The organism is Pseudomonas fluorescens (assembly GCF_902497745.1).
Taxonomy (GTDB): Bacteria; Pseudomonadota; Gammaproteobacteria; order Pseudomonadales; family Pseudomonadaceae; genus Aquipseudomonas; species Aquipseudomonas fluorescens_BM.
This window is the reverse complement of record NZ_CABVHJ010000003.1, coordinates 363431-384529: the sequence shown is the minus strand read 5'-3', so window position 1 is coordinate 384529 and position 21099 is coordinate 363431. Positions and strand designations below refer to the sequence as shown.

General features: G+C 58.6%; 16 protein-coding genes and 1 pseudogene. 11 read left to right on the top strand and 6 right to left on the bottom strand.

Annotated elements, in window-relative coordinates; genetic code table 11:
• Positions 1 to 9 precede the first annotated feature (9 nt).
• Positions 10 to 267, top strand: a pseudogene (locus F8N44_RS06890) (DUF2442 domain-containing protein); the annotation flags it as partial.
• A gap of 7 nt (positions 268 to 274) precedes the next feature.
• Here the strand turns inward: F8N44_RS06890 and F8N44_RS06885 are convergent.
• Positions 275 to 1351, bottom strand: coding sequence for a DUF748 domain-containing protein (locus F8N44_RS06885; RefSeq protein WP_150649792.1), 1077 nt, complete (start codon positions 1349 to 1351; stop codon positions 275 to 277).
• Positions 1352 to 1478: 127 nt separating this feature from the next.
• On the opposite strand from F8N44_RS06885, the gene cysK reads away from it, so the two are divergent.
• Entirely contained in the window at positions 1479 to 2453 is a 975-nt protein-coding gene (cysK, locus tag F8N44_RS06880; RefSeq protein WP_127926224.1) for a cysteine synthase A, read from the top strand.
• Between the two features lie 184 nt (positions 2454 to 2637).
• Positions 2638 to 3576 (top strand): aspartyl/asparaginyl beta-hydroxylase domain-containing protein, encoded by a 939-nt coding sequence (locus tag F8N44_RS06875; RefSeq protein ID WP_038358439.1) that lies wholly within the window; start codon positions 2638 to 2640, stop codon positions 3574 to 3576.
• A 59-nt stretch (positions 3577 to 3635) separates the two neighbouring features.
• On the opposite strand, the gene F8N44_RS06870 is transcribed toward F8N44_RS06875, so the two are convergent.
• Positions 3636 to 3833 (bottom strand): hypothetical protein, encoded by a 198-nt coding sequence (locus tag F8N44_RS06870; protein WP_147303366.1) that lies wholly within the window; start codon positions 3831 to 3833, stop codon positions 3636 to 3638.
• Between the two features lie 712 nt (positions 3834 to 4545).
• On the opposite strand from F8N44_RS06870, the gene F8N44_RS31285 reads away from it, so the two are divergent.
• Together F8N44_RS31285 and F8N44_RS06865 are read left to right on the top strand one after the other, a co-directional pair.
• Positions 4546 to 4710, top strand: a complete 165-nt coding sequence (locus F8N44_RS31285) for a hypothetical protein (RefSeq protein WP_191630864.1) — start codon at positions 4546 to 4548, stop codon at positions 4708 to 4710.
• Positions 4711 to 4805: 95 nt separating this feature from the next.
• Positions 4806 to 5669 carry a DMT family transporter gene (locus F8N44_RS06865; RefSeq protein ID WP_150649791.1) on the top strand — a complete coding sequence of 288 codons (864 nt, stop codon included), beginning with the start codon at positions 4806 to 4808 and terminating at the stop codon, positions 5667 to 5669.
• 121 nt (positions 5670 to 5790) lie between these two features.
• Here the strand turns inward: F8N44_RS06865 and F8N44_RS06860 are convergent, their stop codons facing one another.
• On the bottom strand, positions 5791 to 6699 hold the full coding sequence (locus tag F8N44_RS06860) for a DMT family transporter (protein ID WP_150649790.1): 909 nt from the start codon (positions 6697 to 6699) through the stop codon (positions 5791 to 5793).
• A gap of 213 nt (positions 6700 to 6912) precedes the next feature.
• On the opposite strand from F8N44_RS06860, the gene aceK reads away from it, so the two are divergent.
• The 5 genes from aceK to F8N44_RS06835 all read left to right on the top strand — a co-directional run bounded on the left by aceK (position 6913) and on the right by F8N44_RS06835 (position 15122).
• Positions 6913 to 8634 (top strand): bifunctional isocitrate dehydrogenase kinase/phosphatase, encoded by a 1722-nt coding sequence (aceK, locus tag F8N44_RS06855; RefSeq protein ID WP_150649789.1) that lies wholly within the window; start codon positions 6913 to 6915, stop codon positions 8632 to 8634.
• 144 nt (positions 8635 to 8778) lie between these two features.
• Positions 8779 to 12690, top strand: coding sequence for an ATP-dependent RNA helicase HrpA (gene hrpA / locus F8N44_RS06850; RefSeq protein ID WP_150649788.1), 3912 nt, complete (start codon positions 8779 to 8781; stop codon positions 12688 to 12690).
• A gap of 328 nt (positions 12691 to 13018) precedes the next feature.
• Positions 13019 to 14140: a beta-ketoacyl-ACP synthase III gene (locus F8N44_RS06845; protein WP_150649787.1), complete on the top strand. Its 1122-nt coding sequence runs from the start codon at positions 13019 to 13021 to the stop codon at positions 14138 to 14140.
• A gap of 137 nt (positions 14141 to 14277) precedes the next feature.
• On the top strand, positions 14278 to 14889 hold the full coding sequence (locus F8N44_RS06840; protein ID WP_127926234.1) for an RNA polymerase sigma factor: 612 nt from the start codon (positions 14278 to 14280) through the stop codon (positions 14887 to 14889).
• The gene (locus F8N44_RS06835) at positions 14883 to 15122 is read left to right on the top strand and encodes an anti-sigma factor family protein (protein WP_150649786.1); all 240 of its coding nucleotides are present in this window, start codon (positions 14883 to 14885) and stop codon (positions 15120 to 15122) included. Before F8N44_RS06840 ends, F8N44_RS06835 begins: the two co-directional genes overlap by 7 nt.
• A 196-nt stretch (positions 15123 to 15318) precedes the next feature.
• On the opposite strand, the gene F8N44_RS06830 is transcribed toward F8N44_RS06835, so the two are convergent.
• Positions 15319 to 16641: a putative porin gene (locus F8N44_RS06830; protein ID WP_150649785.1), complete on the bottom strand. Its 1323-nt coding sequence runs from the start codon at positions 16639 to 16641 to the stop codon at positions 15319 to 15321.
• Between the two features lie 283 nt (positions 16642 to 16924).
• Here F8N44_RS06830 and F8N44_RS06825 point away from each other — a divergent pair, with 283 nt between their 5' ends.
• Positions 16925 to 18049, top strand: a complete 1125-nt coding sequence (locus tag F8N44_RS06825) for a GNAT family N-acetyltransferase (RefSeq protein ID WP_150649784.1) — start codon at positions 16925 to 16927, stop codon at positions 18047 to 18049.
• A gap of 124 nt (positions 18050 to 18173) precedes the next feature.
• Here the strand turns inward: F8N44_RS06825 and aqpZ are convergent, their stop codons facing one another.
• Positions 18174 to 18869 (bottom strand): aquaporin Z, encoded by a 696-nt coding sequence (gene aqpZ / locus F8N44_RS06820; protein ID WP_064586473.1) that lies wholly within the window; start codon positions 18867 to 18869, stop codon positions 18174 to 18176.
• Positions 18870 to 19178: 309 nt separating this feature from the next.
• On the bottom strand, positions 19179 to 21011 hold the full coding sequence (locus F8N44_RS06815; protein WP_150649783.1) for an ABC transporter ATP-binding protein: 1833 nt from the start codon (positions 21009 to 21011) through the stop codon (positions 19179 to 19181).
• Positions 21012 to 21099 lie beyond the last annotated feature (88 nt).

The window sequence follows — 21099 nt, the reverse complement described above, 5'->3', positions numbered from 1 at the left end:
GCTGAATTGATGCTATCCATGAAACGACCACGCTTGGCGGCAGTTACTGCGCTCTCTGATAGCCGGCTTGCACTCTGCTTTGTTGATGGTCGAGCGCTGACACTCGATTTGAGTAGAGATATTCAAACGTATAAACAGTTGCAACCCTTGCTTGATCCCCAAGTCTTTGCGACTGCCATCTTGGGCGATAAAGGTTGGACTGTTGAATGGCCGGCCCCGGATATTCAGATTGGCGCCGATACTCTCTATCTGGACGCTTTTCCAGAAATGAACCCTAACCCGCATCCGGCTTAGGCCGTTCATAGCGGGCATTGAATGCCTGTACGAAACCATTGCGCAAAATCTGCAAAAATGCTTCGAACGCGCTGATATTTTGCTGATGCACGTTGCCGCTGAGTTCGACCTTGGTGGCGAACTGGTTTTTGGCCTGATTCTTCAGCACGGTTTCCGTGCCGCCCACCAGTGCCTCCCAGACCGAGCGGAAGATGCTCTTGTTGTTGTTTTCCACGTCCTGCTGCCAGTTGAACACTTCGACGTCGCGCAGCAGTGGTTTGATGTAGCCGTTGACCTTGGCTTTTTTGGCTTGGGCTTCGATCACCACATCACCGTGGCCGGCGTTGAAGTCGAACTTGCCGTAGGCCGAGGCAAAGTCGTTCATGCTTTTGAGTTCGATGTCCTTGGCGCGCAGGCGGAATTCGAAGTCTTCGAAGTTGCTCAGGGGGTCGAACGTTGCGGTGGTTTCCAGCGGTGCATGCCCCAGCAGCAGGGCTTTGCCTTCAAAGCGGGCGTCGCGTTTGCCCTGTTTGTCGACCACGTTGGTCAGGTTGTAGATGCTCGCGTCGACATTGGTCGCGTTCATGTTGACCGGCGGTTTTGAGTTGAAATTGCGGAAGCTGATCTTGCCGTCGTGAATTTGCACTTCATCGAGGGTTATCGGCAGCAACTTGCCCAGTTGCGCACGCCAGTCAGTGCCCTGACCGGTCTGGGAGTTCTGCTTGTTGGCTCCGCCATCGACGAAATTGATCTCGGGATTGACGAATTTCACCTGCGCCACCACAGCATGGTCGTACCACAGAGAATGCCAACTGACTGCCAGATCGATCAGCGGTGCATTGACGAAAGGCACCGGTACCTTGCCGTCGACCTTGACGATCTTCAGCCCATTGATCTTGTAGGCGCCGCGCCATAGGGCCAGATCGACATCAGTGATCTGGCCCCGATAGTCACCCATGTCCGCCAGTTTGCCGTTCAGGTAGTCGCGCACCATGTAAGGCAGGGCGATGTGCAGCGCGATCAGCAACACAACGACGACGGCAAAAATCCCTAATGGCCAACTGTAGCGACGCTTCATGACGGCAATTCCCTGACAATATAAGCGATTGACTATTGCCTGGCGCAGTCGTTCGACCCGACTGGACTGCGATGGGCAACAGGCTTACCTTGGAACGCTGAATTCAATGCTGCATAAGGACCCAGCCATGAGCCGTATTTTTGCTGACAACGCCCATTCCATCGGTAATACGCCGCTGGTGCAGATCAACCGCATCGCGCCGCGTGGTGTGACCATTCTGGCCAAGATCGAGGGGCGCAACCCCGGTTATTCGGTCAAGTGCCGGATCGGCGCCAACATGATCTGGGACGCCGAAAGCAGCGGCAAACTCAAACCGGGCATGACCATTGTCGAGCCTACGTCGGGCAACACGGGCATTGGCCTGGCATTTGTTGCCGCTGCCCGTGGTTACAAATTGATGCTGACCATGCCGGCCTCGATGAGTATCGAACGCCGTAAGGTCCTCAAAGCATTGGGTGCCGAACTGGTGCTCACCGAGCCGGCCAAGGGCATGAAAGGCGCCATCGAGAAAGCTGCCGAGATCGTCGCCAGCGATGCTGACAAATACTTCATGCCGGCGCAGTTCGATAACCCGGCCAACCCGGCGATTCATGAAAAGACCACCGGCCCGGAAATCTGGAACGATACTGACGGCGCTGTCGATGTACTGGTCGCCGGCGTCGGCACCGGCGGAACCATCACCGGCGTTTCGCGGTATATCAAGAATACCCAAGGTAAACCGATCCTGTCGGTAGCAGTGGAGCCGATGTCCTCGCCCGTGATTACTCAGGCGCTGGCCGGTGAAGAGATTAAACCGAGCCCGCACAAGATTCAGGGGATCGGTGCCGGTTTTGTGCCGAAGAACCTGGATCTGTCGATGGTCGACCGGGTCGAGCAGGTCACCGACGACGAATCCAAGGCCATGGCGCTGCGCTTGATGCAGGAAGAAGGGATTTTGTGCGGTATCTCCTGTGGTGCAGCGATGGCGGTAGCAGTGCGTCTGGCGGAGACGCCAGAGATGCAAGGCAAGACCATCGTGGTGATTTTGCCGGATTCGGGCGAACGTTATCTGTCGAGCATGTTGTTCAGCGATCTGTTCACTGAACAGGAGACTCAGCAGTAATCCAGTTGATTCAGGTCAGCCAGGGTTCAGGATCGTTATGCTAATAAATGCTTTGTTGCGCAATTCTTAACACTGAATCTTGTGTAAGGCGGGTTTTGCCCGGCGCCGGTAGTGTTTATCATGGCCGGCTGCCATGCCGGGTAAAAGGCATTGCGCAGCGTTGTCTTTATTCAAGGAGTTGTTGATGACCTTTTCGTTTGCCGCCAAGGCGTTTGTGCTGCTGCTCTTTTTGGGCAGCACGCTCTATGTGCATTTGCGCGGCAAGGCGCGTTTGCCGGTTCTGCGCCAGTTCGTCAACCACTCGGCGCTGTTCGCTCCGTACAACGCCTTGATGTACCTGTTCTCCGGCGTGCCGTCGAAACCGTATCTGGATCGCAGCAAATTCCCGGAGCTGGACGTGCTGCGCGATAACTGGGAGACCATTCGCGACGAAGCCATGCATTTGTTCGATGAAGGCTACATTCGCGCAGCGGAAAAGAACAACGACGCCGGTTTCGGTTCGTTCTTCAAGAAGGGCTGGAAGCGTTTCTACCTCAAGTGGTACGACAAACCGCTGCCGTCGGCTGAAACCCTGTGCCCGAAAACCGTGGCGCTGGTCAGTGCGATTCCCAACGTCAAAGGCGCGATGTTCGCGCTGTTGCCGGGTGGCAGCCACTTGAACCCGCATCGCGATCCGTTCGCCGGCTCGCTGCGTTATCACCTCGGCTTGTCGACGCCGAACTCCGACGATTGCCGGATTTTCGTCGATGGTCAGGTGTACGCCTGGCGTGACGGCGAAGACGTGATGTTCGACGAAACCTACGTGCACTGGGTCAAGAATGAAACCGACCAAACCCGCGTGATCCTGTTCTGCGACGTCGAGCGTCCGCTGAGCAATCGCCTCATGACCCGCATCAACCGATCGATCAGCGCCTGGCTCGGCCGTGCCACCGCACCGCAGAACCTCGATGATGAACGCGTTGGCGGGATCAATCAGGCTTACGCCTGGAGCAAGAGCTTCAGTGACAAGTTCAGTGGCGTGGTCAAACAGTGGAAGCGCCGTCATCCGAAGGCTTACCGCGTGATGCGGCCGGTGCTGGCGGTGGTGGTGTTGACGTTGTTGGGGTATTGGCTGTTTGGTTGAGGCTGATTCGCAGGCAATAAAAAACCGCTCCTTGTGAGCGGTTTTTTATTGCCTGCGAATCAGCGCCGTCCAGCGAGAACGTTGGGTTCGTCTTCGATGCCTGTAATCAATAGCTGAAGAAAGCGCTGCTGATTGGCTGATAGCTCGGAGGAGATAAGCTTTTCGTCAGTTTTGATTGATCTTTTCTTAGTGGGGGATTTTTTCACAGATTTACGCATGCTCCCGCCCTCGTTGATCATTACTTGAACAGTTTTCACGATACTTTACTCTCCACTGCGAGGACAGGGCGGCCTTCAAAATCAAATTTGAAGCCGAGTTTTGTATAAACAGGAATTGCTCCTGGTATCGGTTCCTGGACTTCAATGCACTTACTGCCGATTATTTGCGCAAACTCATCGATGGCCACCATCGACAAAAGCGCAATACGCTTTTAAGCGGGTGAGGCACTCCGGGCCGCCCCTCCAATCGTACGATTCGAATTCGCTGGCGGCTTTTGTTCGGGTTGACAAAACACAGCCCGCACAGCTGTTCTTCAAACCAAATCGCGATATCCAGGGACAAAGGTTCTCGTGACTTCCATTCGGCAATCTCTCGCCAGCAAAAATGCGGATCATCCCAAAGCTCAAACGCACCTAGTGCTTTGGCATCGATAGGTTCAAAGCGTACTTTCGACAAGTCCTGTCCCGCTGGTAGCTGCAACAGAGCAGTGGCGATGCTTGCCTGCTTCCTGGCCAGCGACCGATACAACTGATGCCGCAGATAACTCCGTTCCCTTGGCATATGATTTCGAGCATTCCATGTCTTCCCATCGATAGATGTTGCGGTTGCTCAACAGCCTATTCAGCTCTCATCGATCCGTCGCTACTGGCCCTTTGTCCAAATCATTGCAATCCATGTCGCCCGCTGGTTATAGTCGGCGCTCGTGAGTCGTATGCCTCACCTTCCACACTCTCAAAAAGATCTGCGCCAATGCCTGCATCCCTCATCAACGCGGTAGTCGATTCAGCGGTCAACGCTGGCGTCGTGCCGTGCGGGAATCAGCAGCCCAAGCAGATCAGTCATTACCCTCCACCTGTCAGTAGCACGCCGGTGTGCACCGTCGTATCACCGCCGGGCGTTGGCGTTTCGGGCTGATCGGCAGTTTTTGCTGACCCCTGCGCCCGCCAGAAAAACCTACTGAATTTCAGCTTCGGCTGAGTTGGCTTCTTGCCTGACTACAGGTGGTATTCATGTTTGTCCTGTCGAAAAAATCCGCGCTCGCGGCGGCGTCCACGAGCCTGTTCGTTCTGCTGTGGAGCAGCGGCGCGATCTTCTCCAAATGGGGCCTGGCCCACGCGTCGCCCTTTGCCTTTCTACTGATTCGCTTCGCGATTGCCTTGTGCGGTCTCGTGCTGCTGGCGCCATTGCTCAAGCTGAAGCTGCCCAAGGGCGGCAAACCAATGATGTTTGCGATCTTCACCGGCGTGGTGCTGTTGGGGGCTTATCAGATTTTCTATCTTCTGGCGCTCAACACTAAAATCACCCCGGGGGTGATGGCGACCATCATGGGCGTGCAGCCGATCCTCACCGTGGTGTTGATGGAGCGGCAGCGCTCGGCGAGCCGGATGTTCGGTCTGGCCCTGGGGCTGACGGGGCTGATCATGGTGGTTTACCAGGGCATCGGTCTGGCCGGGATGTCCTGGGTGGGGATGCTGTTTGGTCTGCTGGCGCTGGCGAGCATGACGCTGGGCTCGATCATGCAGAAACGCATCACCGACAATCCCCTCGGCACACTGCCGGTGCAGTACCTGGCCGGGCTGTTGTTATGCGGGATTTTCGTGCCGTTTCAGCCATTCCACTTTGAACTCAGCACAGGTTTTATCGTGCCGGTGTTGTGGATGGGGCTGGTGGTGTCGGTGCTGGCGACGCTGTTGCTGTATCGGCTGATCGCACGGGGCAATCTGGTGAATGTCACCAGTCTGTTTTACCTGGTGCCTGCGGTGACGGCAGTGATGGACTATCTGATTTTCGGCAATCGCCTGGCGGCATTGAGCGTGCTGGGGATGCTGTTGATTGTGGTCGGCCTGGCATTTGTATTTCGTGAAAGGGGGTAACAGATCGTCAGGTGGCGGCTTTTAGGCCGCCGATCGCGAGCAGGTTCACTCCTACAATTGGAATGCGTTCCCCTGTAGGAGTGAGCCTGCTCGCGATTGCCATTTCAGCAGCGCCAGAAGTCTAGCGGGCTGTCACCTGCGAAGGTTTCACCACCGCCGGCTTCAAAACCAGCCACAGCGCCAGCGCAATCAACACCCCGCCATAAATGTGCGCCATCGACAGTGGCTCATCCAGTAGCAACGCCCCCCACAACACGCCGAACGGCGGAATCATGAAGGTCACGGTCATCGATTTCACCGGGCCAATCGAACTGAGCAGGCGGAAATAAATGATGTAGGCAAACGCCGTGCAGCCCAGACCCAGACCGAGCAGCGACAACCAGACATTCCAGCCGCCCCAACTGACGGGCGGTGCAGTGATCACGCTGTAGCCGAACAACGGCAACAGGAACAACGTCGCACCGAGCATGCTGCCCAGCGCCGACAATCGGCTGTCCAGTCCGCCAGCCTGATCCAGCCAGCGCCGCGCGAGGAAACCGGCAAAACCATAACAAGTGGTCGCCAGCAAGCAGGCGAGGGCACCCATCAACAGTTGCATGTCAAATGCCACGGGACCGGCGCGGGTCAGCACGCCAACACCGAACAGGCCGAGGAACACCCCGCCCAGTTTGGCCGCGGTGAGTTTTTCACTGAAGAACAGCCCGCCAATCAGCACGCCCATCAGCGGCGTGGTGGCATTGAAAATCGCCGAATAGCCGGCTGGCAATACCTGGGCTGCGACCGAGTACAGCGTCGCCGGAATCCCCGAGTTGATCACGCCCAGCAGCATCACGGTTTTCAGCTTGCCTTTGAAGTCCCAACGCACACGCATCAGCCCGAGGATCACCAACAGGCCGGCGGCAGCGATGGACACGCGAAAAAATCCGGTCGGAATCGTGCCGATCACTGGCGCAATAATGCGCATGAACAGAAAACTCGCGCCCCAGATGGCCGCCAGCGACAACATACGGAAAATATCGACAGGGCTCACGGCGGGTCTCCTTCCTTGATCGGGACGAGAGTGTTGCCGAGCGCCCTGCCAATGGCAACCGCCAATCGGGCAATTAATTTTTCCCGACCACTGCCCGGCGAAAAAACGCACTGACGTACCCCTGTGCTTCTGTTTTGGCAGAAATTGCACTTCTCCTCAGGTCTGTTCCGTGGCTAAGCTCAAGCCTTCCGAATGCACGCCGAGGTCTTATCTATGCCGCAGCAATGGCCAGCCACCGACATCGCCCGCATGATCCTCGATGGCTTTGACGATTACCGCGAGCATTTCCGGCGCATCACCGACTGCGCCCGGGAGCGTTTCGAGCAGGCGCGCTGGCAGGAGACGCAAACGGCGTCGGCGGCGCGGATCAATCTCTACGAAGAAAAGGTCGGCGAAACCATCGCCCGCCTGCGCGAGTATTTCGACGACGACACGCTGATGAATGTCAGCTGCTGGCCGCTGGTAAAAAGCGCTTACATCAGCGTCATCGACCTGCGCTTCGACGATGAGCTGTCGGAGACCTGGTACAACTCGATTTTCTGCGGGCTGTTCAGCCACGACCTGATCAGCGACGGCTGCATGTTCATCCACACCACACGCCCGAGTCTGCGCCGTGCCCGTGCCGCGCAAACCCGTACCTACAAACCGCAAGGGCAGTTGTCGGGGATGCTCGCGAGCATTTTTGCCGACTACCGTTTCAGCGAGGATTACGCTGATCTGCCCGGCGACTTGCTTCGCCTCGAAGCACAGCTGCGCGAGAACCTGCCGGACTGGGTGTGCAAGGATCCTGAGCTCAGCGTCGAGCTGTTTTCCTCGGTGCTGTACCGCAACAAGGGCGCGTACCTGGTCGGACGCATTTACACCCGCGACGAGCAATGGCCACTGGTGATTCCGCTGCTGCACCGCGAAGGGCGCGGGATCCAGATCGATGCGCTGATCACCGACGAAGCCGACGTGTCGATCATTTTCTCCTTCACCCGTTCCTATTTCATGGTCGACGTGCCGGTGCCGGCGGAATTCATCGGTTTCCTGCGGCGCATTTTGCCGGGCAAGCACATCGCCGAGCTGTACACCTCGATCGGTTTCTACAAGCACGGCAAATCCGAGTTCTACCGCGCACTGATCAATCATCTGGCCAACACCGATGACCAGTTCATCATGGCCCCGGGCGTGCGCGGCATGGTCATGAGCGTGTTTACCCTGCCGGGTTTCAACACCGTGTTCAAAATCATCAAGGACCGTTTTTCGCCGTCGAAAAACGTCGACCGCGCTACGGTGATCGAGAAGTACCGACTGGTGAAAAGCGTCGACCGGGTCGGGCGCATGGCCGATACACAGGAATTTGCCGACTTCCGTTTTCCGCTGAGCAAATTTGATCCGGCGTGTCTGGAGGAGTTGCTGGAAGTGGCGCCGTCGACGGTGTCGGTCGAGGGCGACACGGTGCTGATCCGCCACTGCTGGACCGAACGGCGGATGACCCCGCTCAATCTGTATCTGGAAAACGCCAATGACGCGCAGGTACGTGAGGCGCTGGAGGATTACGGTCTGGCGATCAAACAACTGGCGGCGGCGAATATCTTTCCCGGCGACATGCTGCTGAAAAACTTCGGCGTCACCCGGCACGGGCGGGTGGTGTTTTATGACTACGACGAAATCTGCTTCCTGACCGAAGCCAACTTCCGCCACATTCCGGCGCCGCGCACGCCGGAGGACGAAATGGCGTCCGAGCCGTGGTACTCGATCGGGCCGCTGGATGTGTTTCCCGAGGAGTTTCCGCCGTTTCTGTTTGCCGATTCCGGGCAGCGCAAGTTGTTCGATCAGTTGCATGGCGAGTTGTATAACGCTGATTACTGGAAGAGCCTGCAAGAGGCGATTCGGGCGGGGAAGGTTATTGATGTCTTTCCGTATCGGCGTAAAGGGTTGGATAACGAATAGCCCTCTAAAAAACACCCTCACCCCAGCCCTCTCCCTCCGGGAGAGGGCTAGGGTGAGGGCCGCAATCCCCCAGACACGCCACAAATCCCCCAAATCTGCGACAATCCGCCCCCTGCATAAATAGACGACCGAATTGCCTACCCGATGACCGACGAATCGCCCTCCATCGACAAACTGCTGAAAAACCTCGATCACGCCATGCTCGCCGACCGTCACCGGCTGCGGCGGCAGTTGCTTGAGCTGCGCAAGAAACCCGACGAGGCCAAGCTGGCTCAGTGGGTGACGCGCATGCAGGCGTCCTGCGATCAGGTGCTGACGCGCAAGGCGAGCCTGCCGGTGATTCGTTACGACGACAGTCTGCCGATTGCGGCCAAGCGTGACGAGATCAAAAAGGCGCTGGAAAAGCATCAAGTACTGATCATCGCCGGCGAAACCGGCTCGGGCAAAACCACGCAGTTGCCGAAAATCTGCCTGGAAATCGGTCGCGGCCAGCACGGTCTGATCGGCCACACCCAGCCGCGCCGAATCGCCGCACGCAGCGTCGCCAGCCGCGTCGCCGAAGAGCTCGGCACGCCGCTCGGTTCGCTGGTCGGCTATCAGGTGCGTTTCGAGGATCAGAGCGATTCCAACACCCTGATCAAACTGATGACTGACGGCATTCTGTTGGCGGAAACCCAGAACGATCGCTACCTCGAACGCTACGACACGATCATCGTCGACGAAGCCCACGAACGCAGTCTCAACATCGATTTCCTGCTCGGTTACCTGAAAACCCTGCTGCCGCGTCGCCCGGATCTGAAAGTCATCATCACCTCGGCGACCATCGATCTGGAGCGCTTCTCCAAGCATTTCGATGATGCGCCGATCGTTGAAGTCTCCGGTCGTACCTTCCCGGTAGAAACCTGGTATCGCCCGCTGACGCTGGAGCAGGACGAAGAGGGCAACCGCGTCGAAGATGACCTGACGGTGGATCAGGCGATTCTCGCGACCCTCGACGAAATCGCCGCTTACGAGCGCAGCGAGCGTCGCAGTCCCGGTGATGTGCTGGTGTTCTTGCCGGGCGAGCGCGAGATTCGTGACGCCGCCGACATGCTGCGCAAGGCGCAAATCAAACACACCGAAATCCTGCCGCTGTACGCGCGCCTGTCGCCAGCCGAACAGCAGCGGATTTTCCAGTCGCACCCGGGGCGTCGCGTGGTGCTGGCGACCAACGTTGCCGAGACTTCGCTGACCGTGCCGGGCATCCGTTACGTGATCGACAGCGGCACCGCGCGAATCAGCCGTTACAGCTATCGCGCCAAGGTCCAGCGTCTGCCGATCGAGGCGATTTCCCAAGCCAGCGCCAATCAGCGTAAAGGCCGTTGCGGTCGGGTCGAGCCGGGCATTTGCATTCGGTTGTACAGCGAAGAAGATTTTAATGGGCGCCCGGAGTTCACCGATCCGGAAATTCTGCGCACCAACCTCGCGGCGGTTATTTTGCAGATGCTGCATCTGCGCCTCGGCGAAATCACCGCGTTCCCGTTTATCGAGCCGCCGGACGGCAAGGCGATCAGTGACGGTTTCAACCTGCTGCAAGAGCTTTCGGCAGTGGATCGCAACAGCCAGTTGACCCCGCTCGGTCGTCAACTTGCGCGCCTGCCGGTCGATCCGCGCATGGGCCGCATGCTGCTCGAAGCGGCCAAACTGGGCAGCCTGCAGGAAGTGCTGATCGTCGCCAGCGCCATGTCGATTCAAGACCCACGCGAGCGGCCGCCGGAGCGTCAGCAAGCGGCCGATCAGGCTCACGCACAGTGGAAGGATGTCGATTCGGATTTCGCCGGTCTGGTGAATCTGTGGCGTGGTTTTGAAGAGCAACGCCAGGCGCTGACTGCGAGTCCGCTGCGCAACTGGTGCCGCAAGAACTTCCTCAACTATCTGCGTCTGCGCGAGTGGCGCGATTCCCATCGGCAGTTGAGCCTGATCTGCCGCGACATGCAGTTGAGTCTGAATAAAGAGCCGGCGGACTATCCGAAACTGCACAAAGCGGTACTGGTCGGTTTGCTCAGCCAGATCGGTCAGAAAACCGAGGACGGCGATTACCTCGGCGCACGTCAGCGGCGTTTCTGGATTCATCCGTCTTCGGGCATCGGCAAGAAGCGCCCGCAATGGCTGATGACCGCCGAGCTGGTGGAAACCACCAAGCTTTACGCGCGCATGGTCGCCAAGATCGATGCCGACTGGATCGAGCCGCTGGCCGGGCACCTGATCAAGAAAAACCACTTTGAACCGCACTGGGAAAAGAAGCGCGGCCAGGTCGTGGCGTTCGAACAGATCACCTTGTTCGGGCTGATCGTGGTCGGCCGTCGGCCGGTGCATTACGGGCCGGTGGATCCGGTGGTTTCGCGGGAGCTTTTTATCCGTGAAGGCCTGGTGCGTGGCGAGATTCAGTCGAAAGCCAAGTGCCTGACCGCCAACAAACAACTGCTGGAACAGCTCGACGAACTGGAAGCCAAGGCCCGTCGTCGCGATATTCTCGCCGATGAAGAAACCTTGTACGCGTTCTACGATGCGCGGTTGCCGGCGGAGATTCACCAGACCGCGACCTTCGACAGTTGGTATCGCATCAACAGCCAGAAGAACCCGCAACTACTGATCATGCGCGAAGAGGACGTACTGGCCCGCGAGGCCAGTGAAGTCACTGCGCGCGATTACCCGGACACGCTGCACATCGGCGATCTGGAGCTGGCGCTGACCTATCACTTCGAACCCAATCACCCGCGCGACGGCGTGACCCTGCGCGTACCGGCACCGTTGTTGCCGATGTTGCCGCCGGAACGCCTGGAGTGGCTGGTGCCGGGGATGATCGAGGCCAAGTGCATCGCTCTCGTGCGCAACTTGCCGAAAGCGCTACGCAAGAATTTTGTGCCGGTGCCGGACTTCATCAAAGCCGCGTTGCAACGCATGATCTTTGCCGAGGGTTCGTTGCCGCAGGCGCTGGGCCGCGAATTGTTGCGCATGACCGGCGCGCGGGTCAGCGATGAAGCGTGGGCCGAAGCTGAGCAAGGCGTCGAGGGGCATCTGCGGATGAACCTGGAAATCGTCGACGGCCAAGGCAGGTTCCTCGGCGAAGGCCGAGATCTGGCCGAGCTGACTGCGCGGTTTGCCGAAGCCAGTCAGGCCGCGCTGGCGGTGCCGCAGAGTGCGAAAAGTCAGCAACCGGTGGAGGCCAAGGTTTTCGCGCCGGTCGCGGAAAAGACTCAGCAGAAGATCGCCGGGCTGTCGATGACGGTGTATCCGGCGCTGGTCGAGGAGGGCGGCACGGTCAAGGAAGGGCGCTTCTCGACCCCGGCCGAAGCCGAATTCCAGCATCGTCGCGCTTTGCAGCGTTTGTTGATGCAGCAACTGGCTGAGCCGGCCAAATTCCTGCGCGGCAAGTTGCCGGGGCAGACTGAATTGGGCCTGCTCTATCGCGAGTTGGGTCGGGTTGATGCGTTGGTCGAAGACATTCTGCTGGCCAGCGTCGACAGCTGCATTCTGGAAGGCGAAGACCCGTTGCCCCGCGACGGCGCCGGGTTGGCGGCATTGGCCGAGCGCAAACGTGGCAGCTGGACAGAACATGCCGAACGCGTGGCGCGCTTGGCCCTGGAGATTCTCAAGCTGTGGCACGGTTTGCAAAAGCGCTTCAAGGGCAAGATCGATCTGGCCCAGGCCGTGGCCCTGAACGATATCAAGCAGCAGATCAACAATCTGGTGTATCCGGGATTTGTCCGCGAGACGCCGATGCAGTGGCTCAAGGAGTTACCGCGTTACCTGAAAGCGGTCGAGCAGCGTTTCGAAAAACTCGGCGCGCAGGTGCAGAAGGATCGCGTCTGGAGCGGCGAACTTGCCGGCCTCTGGGCGCAATACCAGACCCGCGCAGCGAAACATGCACAGGAAGGCAAACGCGATCCGCAGCTGGAGTTGTACCGCTGGTGGCTGGAGGAATACCGGGTGTCGCTGTTCGCTCAACAGTTGGGCACCAAGGTCCCGATCTCCGACAAACGCCTGAACAAGCAGTGGAGCCAGGTCGAACCCTGACCTTGAGCCATGCGCAATCCCCTGTGGGAGCGAGCCTGCTCGCGAAAGCAGAGTGTCAGTCAACTCAATAGCGACTGATACGACGCAATCGCGAGCAGGCTCGCTCCCACATTGGGATGTGGGTTGTGCTTGAGAAAGGGGCCAAAAGCCTGCGTTTATGGCAAACTTCGCGACCATAAACGCCGGTTTCGCGACCCAGAGCCTTCGGCCGTGGTGCGAGACGGAATAAAGCGATGCCAGGTTTGCGTTCCCCGGACGGGAATAGACCCTTTGTGTGTTGGTACGACGGTTCCAGCACTTTCTGCCTGAACAGATTAGAGAAACGACCATGCATAACGTCGTCATCAGCGGCACCGGCCTGTACACCCCGGCCAACAGCATCTCCAATGAAGAGCTGGTGCAGTCTTTCAATACCTACGTCGCCCAGTTCAACGCCGACAACGCCGACGCGATCGCCAGCGGCGAAGTCCAGGCCCTGACCGAATCCAGCGCTGCGTTTATCGAAAAGGCTTCCGGCATCAAGAGCCGCTTTGTCATGGACAAGGACGGCATCCTTGATCCACAACGCATGGCACCACGTCTGCCGGAGCGTTCCAACGACGAATGGTCGGTGCTTTGTCAGATGGCCATCGGCGCGGCCGAACAGGCCCTGCAACGCGCCGGCAAAACCGCCGCCGACATCGACGGCGTGATCGTCGCCTGCTCCAACCTGCAACGTGCCTATCCGGCCATCGCCATCGAAGTCCAGGAAGCCTTGGGCATTCAGGGTTTTGGTTTCGACATGAACGTGGCCTGCTCCTCGGCAACCTTCGGCATTCAGGCCGCCGCCAACAGCGTGCAACTCGGTCAGGCCCGGGCGATCCTGATGGTCAATCCGGAAGTCTGCACCGGTCACCTGAACTTCCGTGACCGTGACAGCCACTTCATCTTCGGCGACGCCGCGACTGCGGTGATCATCGAGCGCGCTGACACCGCGACGTCCAAACACCAATTCGATGTGGTCAGCACCAAGCTGCTGACCAAGTTCTCCAACAATATCCGCAACAACTTCGGTTTCCTCAACCGCGCGGCTGAAGAGGGCGTTGGTGCCCGCGACAAGCTGTTCGTGCAGGAAGGCCGCAAAGTGTTCAAGGATGTCTGCCCGATGGTTGCCGAACTGATCGGCGAGCATCTGCAAGAGAATCAGCTCAACGTCGGCGACGTGAAGCGCTTCTGGCTGCATCAGGCCAACCTGAGCATGAACCACCTGATCGTGCGCAAACTGCTCGGCCGCGAAGCCACCGAAGAAGAAGCGCCGGTGATCCTCGACACTTATGCCAACACCAGCTCCGCAGGTTCGGTGATTGCTTTCCACAAGTATCAGGATGATCTGGCGAGCGGCTCGCTGGCGGTGCTGAGTTCGTTCGGCGCCGGCTATTCGATCGGCAGTGTGATTCTGCGCAAGCGTTGAAAATAAGTTTAATTTCTTCTTAATCGCGCTGACCTTTCCTACATCCGAATCGGCTCAAACGCTGTAATTTTTCGGAAATGGCGGCAGGTGAAGACCTGCTGCCGTCATTTTCGGAATCGGGACAAGGGGATTGATGGATGGCGGCTGACGACACTCAACTGCTTGCGCGCTTGCTGGCCGGTGAGCAACAGGCTTTCAAGGAACTGGTGACGACGTATCAGAGCGCCATGCGCGCGGTGGCGTATGCGATTGTCGGCCAGCGCCATGTCGAAGAAGTGGTGCAGGACGCCTGGCTATCGGTGGTGCGCCATATTGCCAGCTTCGAAGGTCGTTCCAGTCTCAAGACCTGGCTGTTGACCATCACGGCCAACTCGGCCAAAAGTCGTTATAAACAGAATCGCCGCGAAGTGTTGATGGATGATTTGCCATCGCCTCACGGCACCATTGATGACGACCGCTTTTCTCCCGGTGACGGCCATTGGCTGGTCGCCCCGTTCGCCTGGCACCAGGACACACCGGAAGCGCTGTTGACCGAGAGCGAATTGCGCGAATGTCTGGAGCACACCCTGCTGAACCTGTCGGAACTGCAAAGCAGCGTTTTGCTGTTGCGCGAACGGCAGGGTCTGGAGCTGGAGGAGATCTGTAATCTTCTGGAGATCTCGCTCTCCAATGTCCGTGTGCTGCTGCATCGTGCGCGGCTGAAAGTCTTCGCGACCGTGGAGCATTTTGAGGAGACCGGAGAATGCTGACCTGTAAGGAACAAGTGGCGCGCTCCAGCGATTATCTCGATGACCAATTGAGCTTTGGTGAAAAGTGGATGGTGCGTCATCACCTGATGTTTTGCCCGAACTGCCGGCGTTTCATTCGCCAGATGCGTTTGATGCAGGCGACCTTGAAGGCGATGCCGGAGAAACCGGAAGAAGGCGTCGAAGAACTGGCCGAACGTCTGGCCGAGCAACGCCGAAAAGATAATCCCCTGTAGGAGCTGTCGAGTGAAACGAGGCTGCGATCTTTTGATCTTGTTTTCAGGATCAAGATCAAAAGATCGTCCGATCGCGGCCCGAGCCTTCGGCAGCTCCTACAGGGGATTTTTGCATCCTGCAGAAATAGCCCGGCGCGAGCGAAACGAACGGATGATGGGGATCGTCCCGCCCGCACCGGGCTATTGGTGAAGCGTTTTAGAACTTGGCTTCGGCGTCCAGCTGCAAGGTGTTGGCGTCAGCGTCACGCTGGGTACGGCTGGCGAAGTCGGCCTTGGTCAGGAAGTACGTAGCGCCAATGGCGAAGTTCTTGTCGATGTCGTAACCGACCTTGAACTTGTGACCACGGGAACCGGTGGTGCCGTTGGCGAAGTCGGAGTCGGTGAAGGCGCCGACCACGGCGTTGCGCTGCACGTCACGATAGTTGTAATCGAGGTTCAGGCCGAAGACTTTCGACTTGGCACCCAACAGCCACGCGGTGTCCTGATCGGTCACGGCGTCGTTGTTCTTCACGTACTGACCGTAGAACGACAGCGGCATCGGCAGACCGCCGATATCAACCTGGCTGAACCCTTCATACAGACGGAATTCGTTGTTGGCCGAGTTGCCGTTGACTGCCAGCGCACACGGTGTGGAAGTGCCGGTGCAGCGGCTGTCTTCGTCGTTCTGATAGGCGTAGACACTGCCGCCCAAGGTGACTTTCAGGTTGTCGGTGATGTTGAAGCGGCTACCCAACTGGCCAGCGGTCAGACGCAGGTCGTGACGGAATTGCACGCCATCGCCGTCGACGTTGTCCTTGAGGTTGTAGTTACCCAGGCTGCCGAACAGTTCGGCGCTGCTGCCCAACGGGTATTTGTAGGTAACGGCCAGACCTTCCGGGTTGATGTCGCTATCCCAGATCACGTCGCCCATGCTGACCCACGGTTGGAGCATTTTGCCGCCGATGATGTGCAGGTTCTTGATCTGATCCGGGTGGTAGTCGATGTAACCCAGGTCGAGCCAGATCTGCTTCTTGTCGAAGTAGTTGTCCTGATCCTGGTTGGTCGAACGCGCGTCATCGCCGCCGCCGGTGGCGATACGGATGCCGGTGTCGACCTGCGGGTTGATCTCGGTGTAGGCACCCAGACGGGCACGAATACGCTGACGATCCTTGTCGCGGCCGCCATTGTTTGGCTCGCCGTCGATCTTGATGGTTTCCTGGCGGATACGCACATCGCCCTTGAACTGGGTCTTGGCCGCCCAGGCCAGTTTCTGGTCGAAGACGCTTTGTTCGTTGGTTTTCTTCGCAACAGCAGCGACTTGTTCGTTGGTTTCTTGCTGCGCCTGCTGCGCGATTTGCTGAGCCTTCTGATCCTTGGCCAGTTCAGTTTGCAGTTCGATGTACTGCGCCTGGGAAATGGAACCGTTAGCCTTGAGCATGTCGAGCAGTTTGGCGTCGACTGCAGCACTGGCCGGAACACTCATGGCCAGCACCAAGCCACCGCACAGGGCCGCCGCAGTTTTCGTGGAAGCAAGACGCATAGCAATCTCCGAAGATGAGAGGGGATGGCACAGCCATCCGGGGCACAACCGACGATTCGAGCGTCGGAAAACAGTGTCCGGGTAGAACCCGGCGCTCTAAAAACAGGCGCCAGTATCGCGATGGTTTATGACAGAGCAGTGGCACAGTGATGGCAGGTTGATGACGATATCGATTCGCCCTGAACTATTGATCCAGAGCGCTGTCGGCCGATTGCGGGTGTGCAATGCCGCGCAATCGGCGATACTCGCCGGGCGCTGAAGTCCTGTTGTGGAGAGCTTGTTGATGCCGTTGCAACGCCTGCAAAACCTGTCGCAAATCGCCTCGGCAAGCTGGGATGCGCTGGTGCCTGAAAGCCAGCCGTTTCTGCGCCACGCCTTTCTCGGTTCGCTGGAAGACAGCGGCAGCGTTGGCCCCCACACCGGCTGGCAGCCGGAGCATTTGCTGCACATCGAAGATGATCGACTGATCGCCGCGTTACCCAGTTATCGCAAGTGGCATTCCTACGGCGAGTACGTGTTCGATCACGGCTGGGCTGACGCCTGCGCCCGCGCCGGTATCGATTATTACCCCAAGCTTTTGACGGCTGTGCCATTCAGTCCGGTCAGTGGTCCGCGCTTGCTGGCGGCCAATGTCGAAGACGGTTTCGAACTGCTCAAGAGCCTGCCGGGTTATCTGGAGATCGAAGGGCTTTCCAGCGCGCACATCAACTTCACCGACTTGTTCACCGATGCGGCGATGGCCGAACAGCCGGGCTGGCTGCAACGCATTGGCTGTCAGTACCACTGGCAAAATCGCGGGTATCGTGACTTTCAGGATTTCCTCGACGTGCTCAGTTCGCGCAAGCGCAAACAGATGCGCAAGGAGCGCGAGCTGGTGGCGGGGCAGGGCTTTGAGTTTGAATGGCTGGAGGGGCGCGAGCTGGACGAGGCGCAGTGGGATTTTGTCTACGCCTGTTACGCCAACACCTACGCGGTGCGGCGCCAGACGCCCTATCTGACGCGGGAGTTTTTCAGTCTGTTGGCCGAGCGCATGCCCGAAGCGATCCGCGTGGTGCTGGCCAAACAGGGCTCACGGCCGGTGGCGATGGCGTTCAGTCTGGTCGGTGGCGACAGTTTCTACGGCCGCTATTGGGGGTGTCTGGCGGAGTTTGACCGGCTGCACTTTGAGACGTGTTTTTATCAGGGGATGGATTACGCGATTGCCCAAGGTTTCCAACGCTTTGATGCTGGCGCCCAGGGCGAGCACAAGCTGATTCGCGGGTTTGAACCGGTGATCACCCACTCTTGGCATTACCTGCGGCATCCGGGTCTGAAAGCGGCGGTGAAAGATTTCCTGCAACAGGAACGCGCCGGCATCCTTGCGTATGCCGAAGAAGCGAAAACAGCGTTGCCCTATCGCCAAACCTAGATCCCCTGTAGGAGCTGCCGAAGGCTGCGATCTTTTGATTTTGCTGTTTGCAAGCAAGATCAAAAGATCGTCCGATCGCGGCCCGAGCCTTCGGCAGCTCCTACAAGGGGATCTCAGGCACCCCTCAGGTTTCTTCTTTGCCCAGCCAGCGATAAATCCCGCCACCGACCACCGCGCCAATCAGCGGCGCGACCCAGAACATCCACAACTGCGCGATCGCCCAGCCGCCGACCATCAACGCCGGCCCGGTACTGCGCGCCGGATTTACTGAAGTATTGGTGACGGGAATCGAGATCAGATGTATCAACGTCAGGCCCAGGCCGATGGCGATCGGTGCCAGTCCCGGGGGGGCGCGTCTATCGGTGGCGCCGAGGATGATGATCACAAACATTGCGGTCATCACCAACTCAGTGACAAACCCCGCCGCCATCGAGTACTTGCCCGGCGAATGCTCGCCATAACCGTTGGAAGCAAGGCCTGCGGCGATGTCGAAGCCTTCCTTGCCACTGGCGATGTGGGCGATCAGCGCCGCCGCGAGAATCGCGCCGAGCACTTGGGCAATGATGTAGGCGGGTAACTCCTTGGCCGGAAACCGGCCGCCGACGAACAGACCGACCGACACGGCTGGGTTGAGGTGACAGCCGCTGATGTGGCCGATGGCAAACGCCATGGTCAGCACCGTCAGACCAAACGCCAGGGCCACCCCCAGCACCCCGATTCCCAACGGTGAAGACGCGGCGATCACCGCACTGCCGCAACCACCCAATACCAACCAGAACGTACCCAACAACTCAGTGACTGAACGTTTGAACAGAGACATGAGAGGCGTCCTTGATAGCCCTGCTATCGAGACTGCATCGAGTTGTGCATCCTTGCAGACTTACGACAGGCTCCATTCCGGAACCTTGGCTGAGTACAGCAGGCTTTTTGCCGATTTCCAGCGGCCATAAAAAAACCGCCAGCGCCCGTGGTTGGCGGGCTGTGGCGGTTTTATCCAGTCGGGACTGCGCAAATCCCCTGTGGGAGCGAGCCTGCTCGCGAAAGCGGTGTATCCGTCAACATCAATGGGACTGACAGACTGCTTTCGCGAGCAGGCTCGCTCCCACAGGATTTGCGTCGGGCATAACTGTCAGTCGATGCCGACAAACCCCCCGGTCTGATGCGCCCATAGCCGCGCATACAACCCGCGATGGGCGAGCAGTTCAGCATGGGTGCCGCTCTCGGCAATCTTGCCGTTCTCCAGCACCACCAGCCGATCCATCCGCGCAATGGTCGAAAGACGGTGCGCAATCGCGATCACGGTTTTGCCCTGCATCAACGTTTCCAGGCTTTCCTGAATCGCTGCCTCGACCTCCGAGTCCAGCGCCGAGGTCGCTTCGTCCATGATCAGGATCGGCGCGTCCTTGAGCAGCACTCGCGCAATCGCAATGCGCTGACGCTGACCACCGGACAATTTCACCCCACGCTCACCGACATGCGCATCGAACCCCGTGCGACCTTCAGCATCCGACAGCAGCGGAATGAACTCATCGGCGCGCGCCTTGTGCACGGCATCCCACAACTCGGCATCGGTCGCATCCGGTTTGCCGTACAGCAAGTTGTCGCGGATCGAACGGTGCAGCAGCGAGGTGTCCTGGGTGATCATGCCGATCCGCGCGCGCAGGCTTTCCTGACCGACTTCGGCGATGTTCTGGCCATCGATCAGAATGCGTCCGCCTTCGACGTCGTACAGGCGCAGGAGCAAGTTGACCAGCGTTGATTTGCCGGCACCGGACGGCCCGATCAAACCGATTTTCTCGCCCGGTTTGATGTTCAGGTTGAGGTCGCCAATGATCCCGCGCTTCTTGCCGTAGTGAAAATCCACGTGCTCGAAACGTACTTCGCCACGGGCGACTTCCAGCGGTTTGGCCTGCTCGTGGTCGGTGACGCTGACCGGTTGCGAGATGGTGCGCAAACCGTCCTGAACCATGCCGATGTTTTCGAAAATGCCGGTGACCACCCACATGATCCAACCGGACATGTTGACGATGCGGATCACCAGTCCCGTGGCCAAGGCAATTGCGCCGACGGTAATCAACGACTGCGTCCACAACCACAGCGCCAATGCGGTCGTGCCGACAATCAGCAGGCCGTTCATGGCAGTGATCGCCACGTCCATGCTGGTGACGACGCGGCCGGCCATTTGCGCTTTGACAGTCTGCTCTTCGATGGCTTCCTTGGCGTAGTGCTGTTCGAAGTTGGTGTGGGCGAACAGCTTCAGCGTGGCGATATTGGTGTAGCCGTCGACGATGCGGCCCATCAGTTTCGAGCGCGCGTCAGAAGCCTCCACCGAGCGATCTTTCACGCGCGGAACGAAGTAATACAGCGCGCCGATGTAGGCGACGATCCACGTCAGCAGCGGGATCATCAGGCGCCAGTCGGCCTCGGCGAACAACACCAGCGAACTGATTGCGTAGATCACCACGTGCCACAGCGCATCCACCGCTTGCACCGCCGAGTCACGCAACGAGTTGCCGGTCTGCATGATGCGCTGGGCGATGCGCCCGGCGAAGTCGTTCTGGAAGAAATTCAGGCTCTGCTTGAGTACGTAGCTGTGGTTTTGCCAGCGGATCATGCTGGTCATGCCGGGGCTTAACGTCTGGTGCACCAGCAGGTCGTGCAGGCCGAAGAAGATCGGCCGCAGCACCAGGGCAACCACCAGCATCCACGTCAGTTCGAGGGCGTGGTCGCTGAAGAAATTCGGGTTCGGTGTGCCTTGGGCCAGGTCGATGATGCGGCTCAGGTAACTGAACAGCGCCACTTCGATCAACGCGGCTAACAGGCCAACGACGAGCAGGGCGGCGAAACTTGGCCAGACTTGCTTGAGGTAGTAGGTATAGAAGGGCCAGACGCGATCGGGAGGTGACGCCGTCGGGGCTTCACGGAATATGTCGATCAGTTGTTCGAAACGGCGATAGAGCATCAGATAACCGCCCGGAGTACGGGCTCTCCTTTCATCGGTGTGAGCGGCGTGGTGTTAATCCAGCGCCGCTCGATACGCCCTGTACAGC

Bases quoted from the DNA above. Each gene is read 5' to 3' on its own strand.
- F8N44_RS06885 (WP_150649792.1), bottom strand. From the start codon at position 1,351: ATGAAGCGTCGCTACAGTTGGCCATTAGGGATTTTTGCCGTCGTCGTT.
- cysK (WP_127926224.1), top strand. From the start codon at position 1,479: ATGAGCCGTATTTTTGCTGACAACGCCCATTCCATCGGTAATACGCCG.
- F8N44_RS06875 (WP_038358439.1), top strand. From the start codon at position 2,638: ATGACCTTTTCGTTTGCCGCCAAGGCGTTTGTGCTGCTGCTCTTTTTG.
- F8N44_RS31285 (WP_191630864.1), top strand. From the start codon at position 4,546: ATGCCTGCATCCCTCATCAACGCGGTAGTCGATTCAGCGGTCAACGCT.
- F8N44_RS06865 (WP_150649791.1), top strand. From the start codon at position 4,806: ATGTTTGTCCTGTCGAAAAAATCCGCGCTCGCGGCGGCGTCCACGAGC.
- aceK (WP_150649789.1), top strand. From the start codon at position 6,913: ATGCCGCAGCAATGGCCAGCCACCGACATCGCCCGCATGATCCTCGAT.
- hrpA (WP_150649788.1), top strand. From the start codon at position 8,779: ATGACCGACGAATCGCCCTCCATCGACAAACTGCTGAAAAACCTCGAT.
- F8N44_RS06845 (WP_150649787.1), top strand. From the start codon at position 13,019: ATGCATAACGTCGTCATCAGCGGCACCGGCCTGTACACCCCGGCCAAC.
- F8N44_RS06840 (WP_127926234.1), top strand. From the start codon at position 14,278: ATGGCGGCTGACGACACTCAACTGCTTGCGCGCTTGCTGGCCGGTGAG.
- F8N44_RS06835 (WP_150649786.1), top strand. From the start codon at position 14,883: ATGCTGACCTGTAAGGAACAAGTGGCGCGCTCCAGCGATTATCTCGAT.
- F8N44_RS06830 (WP_150649785.1), bottom strand. From the start codon at position 16,641: ATGCGTCTTGCTTCCACGAAAACTGCGGCGGCCCTGTGCGGTGGCTTG.
- F8N44_RS06825 (WP_150649784.1), top strand. From the start codon at position 16,925: ATGCCGTTGCAACGCCTGCAAAACCTGTCGCAAATCGCCTCGGCAAGC.
- aqpZ (WP_064586473.1), bottom strand. From the start codon at position 18,869: ATGTCTCTGTTCAAACGTTCAGTCACTGAGTTGTTGGGTACGTTCTGG.
- F8N44_RS06815 (WP_150649783.1), bottom strand. From the start codon at position 21,011: ATGCTCTATCGCCGTTTCGAACAACTGATCGACATATTCCGTGAAGCC.